2 protein-coding genes are annotated in these 1,056 nt (G+C 70.8%); both read left to right on the plus strand.

All coding sequences use genetic code 11. The features are described from left to right. Positions 1-556, plus strand: a 556-nt coding sequence (locus AB0B48_RS33185) for a response regulator transcription factor (RefSeq protein WP_357208623.1), incomplete at its 5' end; no start/stop codon positions are given. Positions 557-700: 144 nt separating this feature from the next. Continuing rightward, entirely contained in the window at positions 701-1,021 is a 321-nt protein-coding gene (locus AB0B48_RS33190) for an Lsr2 family protein (protein WP_357208626.1), read from the plus strand. The last annotated feature ends 35 nt before the right edge of the window (positions 1,022-1,056 follow it).

Here is a 1,056-nt window from a genome sequence, read left to right on the forward strand (position 1 = left end):
CCCGGGCCGGGCCGGGGGGGCCCCCACCCCCGGCCCCCCCGCCGCGGCGGCGGCCCTGGTCAGCAGCTGCCGCCCCGACCTGGCCCTGGTCGACCTGCACATGCCGCCGCCCGGCGGCATCCGGGCGGTGGCCGCGATCCGGCGGACCACCCCACGGGTACGGGTGGTCGCGATGTCCGGCTCCGCCGACCCCGGGCCAGCGGTGGAGGCGCTGCGGGCCGGTGCCGAGGGGTTCCTGCCCAAGACCAGCGAACCGGAGGAGCTGCTGCCCCCGCTGCTGGCGATCCTCGACGGCTGGGCGGTACTGCCGGCCGAACTGCTGCGCGCCATGCTGCTGGGGCCCACCCGCTCCGCGCCCGTCGACCTGGACGGCGAGGAACGGCGGCTGCTGCGGGCGATCGCCGCCGGCCGCAACACCGTCGACATCGCCGAAGAACTGCACGTCTCCGAACGGACGGTGAAACGGATGACCGCCGCGCTGCTACGCAAGTTGCGGGTCTCGAACCGGGCCGAGGCGGCTGCCATCGCCGGTCACAGCGGCATCCTCGGGGAATGAAGCCTCGCCACCGAACCGATTCATGGTTTTGCTCGGTAACGGAATCGCGACGCGCCGAATGAATGGAAGGCATATTGTTGCGGATTACCGGGGTGATAGGTCAGACTTTGGACACATCCCGCCGCACACAGGGAGTAATCGGCAATGGCGAGAAAAGTAATCACGGTCCTGACCGACGACCTCGACGGTGGGAAGGCCGACCGGACGGTTGAGTTCAGTCTCGACGGCGTGGCCTACACGATCGACGTCTCCGACGAGAATGCCGGCGTCCTGCGCAAGGCGCTCGATCCGTACATCAATGCGGGTCGGCGGATCGGGCGCGGCCCGGTGGAGAGCGCCCGTTCGGTCCGGCGGCCGGGGCGACCCGCCGGCGCGGGAATGGATCGGGAGCAGAACCGGGCCATCCGGGAATGGGCCGTCAAGAACGGCTACAAGATTTCCGAGCGCGGCCGAGCCGCCCGCTGATCTCCAACGGTTCCCCCGAACCCCGCACCCGGGTG

This window comes from Micromonospora sp. NPDC049089, assembly GCF_040648775.1.
In the GTDB taxonomy this organism is placed as follows: Bacteria; Actinomycetota; Actinomycetes; order Mycobacteriales; family Micromonosporaceae; genus Micromonospora.